General features: G+C 62.4%; 1 protein-coding gene and 1 pseudogene. One reads left to right on the top strand and one right to left on the bottom strand.

From position 1 onward, the window contains the following. Positions 1–207 precede the first annotated feature (207 nt). A pseudogene (locus FUT88_RS26760) lies at positions 208–534 on the bottom strand (hypothetical protein). 273 nt (positions 535–807) lie between these two features. Here FUT88_RS26760 and FUT88_RS15565 point away from each other — a divergent pair. Then, positions 808–2,928 carry a UvrD-helicase domain-containing protein gene (locus tag FUT88_RS15565; RefSeq protein ID WP_147216457.1) on the top strand — a complete coding sequence of 707 codons (2,121 nt, stop codon included), beginning with the start codon at positions 808–810 and terminating at the stop codon, positions 2,926–2,928. Positions 2,929–3,047: the final 119 nt, after the last annotated feature.

Raw genomic sequence — 3,047 nt, 5'->3', positions numbered from 1 at the left:
AATTTGTGTAACCGGGCGGAGAGGGAGGCAAACTCGCTTCGCTCAGACAAGCCTCCCTCTTTTTTCCGCCCGCTTACACAAAATTCAAGGCGCCATCTAGGGCAGGAACGTCAAAGGCCAAAGACAACGGCCACACCGTCGGGGCGCGGGCGGGAGCGCCTTGTTCGGGTGTGGTCGGAGTGCGGGTGTGGCTGGTCTTGCTTTGACTTACTTGCCGATTTGGCGGCTGACCTGGTTTTCCTGCTGGTTCAGCGTGCGCTGTTCCTGTTTGGTGATGTGCCCACCGTTTTGGGCGGCCATGTCGCGCTCTTCCTGGCGAATCTGGCGGTCTTCCTTGTGCAGCTGGCGCGCCTGGCTCTTGGTGATTTCGCCTTCCTTCACTTCGTTGTGGATGCGCTTGTTCTGGTTGGCGAGGCGGTGGTTGACCTCGGCGCGGCGCGGGTGGTCCTTTTGCCATTGCGTCTAGGCGAAGGCGCCGGTGGTGGCAGACAGGGCGACGGCGCTGATGGCCAGGGCTTTGGCGATGCGGTTCATGGTGCGTTCTCCGGTGAGCGGCCGACCGATTCAGCCGCTGTCCTGTCCATAACGGCGGGCCGCGCAGGGTCGCTTACGGGGTTCGTGTAACGGCGCGGAAGCGGTGTAACGCCTGTGCGAAAAGCGGGGGGCGCAAACGCGTGCGGTGCGGTATTGCGCACCTCCGACGGCGCCCCGGCAAACGGCTTTTTATCCGCTCAATCAATGCAAAGGCGCCGTGCTACCATCGCCCTCCGCTGTCGTTCCCGCCTGCTTTTTCTTCCGCCTCTTCCCATGTCTTCCGGTCTCGCCCACGGACTCAATGCTGCCCAATCCGAAGGTGTGCATTACCTCGACGGCCCGTGCCTGGTGCTGGCCGGGGCGGGCTCGGGCAAGACGCGCGTGATCACGCAAAAGATCGCGCACCTGATCCTCGACAAGGGCTTCGAGCCCAAGCACATCGCCGCGGTGACGTTCACCAACAAGGCGGCCAAGGAAATGCAGGAGCGCGTGGCCAAGCTGATGGACGGCAAGACGCGCGAAGACGGCAAGCGCATTCCCATCAAGCAGTTGACGGTCTGTACGTTCCACTCGCTGGGCGTGCAGATCCTGCGGGCGGAAGCCGAGCATGTCGGCCTCAAGCCGCGCTTCTCGATCATGGATTCGGACGATTGCTTCGGCATGATCCAGGAGCAACTCGCGACCACCGACAAGCAGTTGATCCGCCGCGTGCAGAGCACGATCTCGCTGTGGAAGAACGGTCTCGTCGATCCGGATACCGCGATTGCCGAGGCGCTCGCCAACAACAACGTCGATGATCACCAAGCGGCGCTGGTCTACCGCAACTACGTGGCGACGCTGCATGCGTATCAGGCGGTCGACTTTGACGACCTGATCCGTATTCCTGCCGAGCTGTTCGCGCGCAATGAAGACGTGCGCCTGAAGTGGCAGAACCGCCTGCGCTACTTCCTTGTCGACGAATACCAGGACACCAACGCCTGCCAGTATCAGCTGCTGAAGCTGCTGGCGGGCGGCTCGCACCTGCGTGCGCCGGCCTTCACGGCGGTGGGCGACGACGACCAGGCCATCTACGGCTGGCGCGGCGCGACGCTCGACAACCTCAAGCTGCTGCAGACCGATTTTCCGAACCTGAAGGTGATCAAGCTGGAGCAGAACTATCGCTCCACGGTGCGCATCCTGAACGCCGCCAACGCGGTCATTGCGCAGAACCCGAAGCTGTTCGAGAAGACGCTGTGGAGCGAGCACGGCATGGGCGACCCCATCAACGTGACGAGCGCCAATGACGAAGAGCACGAAGCCGAGAGCGTCGTCTTCAAGCTGTCCGCCCACAAGTTCGAGCGCCGCGCGCAGTTTCGCGATTACGCGATCCTGTATCGCGGCAACTTTCAGGCGCGCCTGTTCGAGCAGATCCTGCGCCGCGAGCGCATTCCGTATGTGCTCTCGGGCGGGCAGAGCTTTTTCGACAAGGCGGAGATCAAGGACCTGTGCGCCTACCTGCGGCTGATTGCCAATGCGGATGATGATCCTGCGTTCATTCGCGCCATCACCACGCCCAAGCGCGGCGTGGGCAATGCGACGCTGGAAGTGCTGGGCGCATTCGCGGGACAGGCCAAGGTGTCGCTGTTCGAGGCGGCGATGATGGGCGGCATCGAAGCGCAACTCGCGCCGCGCCAGCTGGAGCCGCTGCGGGTGTTCTGCGAGTTCATCGTGCGGCTCTCGGACCGTGCCGCCAAGGAGCCCGCCGCCACGCTGCTCGACGAGATGATGGAAGGCATCCACTACGAGGCCTACCTGTACGACACCTACGACGAGCGCCAGGCGCAGAACAAGTGGACCAACGTGCTGGAGTTCCTCGACTGGCTCAAGCGCAAGGGCACCAAGCCGGAGAAGGATGACGACGAAGAGGCCACCGGTTTCGACAACGCCGATGGCCTGATGGACACCGGCAAGAACCTGCTGGAACTCACGCAGACCATCGCGCTGATCAGCATGCTCGAAGGCAAGGAAGAGGATCCGGATGCGGTGCGCCTGTCCACGCTGCACGCGAGCAAGGGGCTGGAGTATCCGCACGTGTTTCTGGTGGGTGTGGAGGAAGGCATCCTGCCGCACTGCCGCGAAGACGACGACCTGACCGACGAGAAGATCGAAGAAGAGCGGCGACTGATGTATGTGGGCATCACGCGGGCGCAGCGCAGCCTGCATATCAGCTGGTGCAAGAAGCGCAAGCGCGCGCGGGAGACGGTGGTGTGCGAGCCGTCGCGCTATATCGCTGAGATGAAGCTTGGGGAGGATGCCGGGCCGACGCCTGAGGACACGATGCCGGCGATGTCGCCGAAGGATCGGTTGGGGGCGTTGAAGGGGTTGTTGGCGGCTAAGAAGACTGTGGTTTCGTGATTGGGTTTTGGGTTTTGGGTTTTGGGTTTTGGGTTTTGGGTTTTGGGTTTTGGGTTTTGGGTTTTGGGTTTTGCCTTGGTGGTCCACCCTCCCGTTTCGTTCCCTGCCGGGACCGACTC

Origin of the sequence: Ralstonia sp. TCR112 (assembly GCF_007997035.1) — a bacterium.
GTDB classification, from domain to species: domain Bacteria; phylum Pseudomonadota; class Gammaproteobacteria; order Burkholderiales; family Burkholderiaceae; genus Ralstonia; species Ralstonia edaphi.
Note: the sequence above shows the minus strand (reverse complement) of the source record. Positions and strands in the feature narration are given on the sequence as shown.